Here is a 407-nt window from a genome sequence, read left to right as displayed (position 1 = left end):
GTTTTCAGTAGTTCCATATAACCTTTTAGTGATGTAAGAGGCGTTCTTAAGTCGTGGGAGATATTAGCCCATTCTTCTTTTTGCAGATGAACCTGTTTTTTATAGTACTGTCTCTCAGCCTGTTGCTTTGTTATAAGTTTGTTGATTTCAGTACTAATTTTAGCTGTAGGTTTTAGGTGAGTTGAAGTCCGAATATTTTCATTCGTCAGTTCCACCTCGTTAATTTCAGATAACTGTTTTTTCATCGATAATAAATCATATCGATAAGAGAGATTCTGAGTCACTAAATAAACACATAGGAGTCCTAGCAGAATCAATAAGACAGTTATCATGAAATCACCTCTATTCTAAAGATTTTTTTTGCGGAAATAATAATAGCTGATAGCAATACTAACTATGGTTAGGAT

General features: G+C 33.4%; 1 protein-coding gene. It reads right to left on the bottom strand.

Translation table 11 applies throughout. The features are described from left to right. Positions 1-245, bottom strand: a 245-nt coding sequence (locus ERX40_RS11115) for a histidine kinase dimerization/phospho-acceptor domain-containing protein (protein ID WP_279488531.1), incomplete at its 3' end; no start/stop codon positions are given. Between the last annotated feature and the right edge of the window lie 162 nt (positions 246-407).

It is taken from the genome of Macrococcus carouselicus (assembly GCF_004359515.1).
In the GTDB taxonomy this organism is placed as follows: domain Bacteria; phylum Bacillota; class Bacilli; order Staphylococcales; family Staphylococcaceae; genus Macrococcus; species Macrococcus carouselicus.
This window is presented reverse-complemented; position numbering and strand designations above follow the sequence as displayed.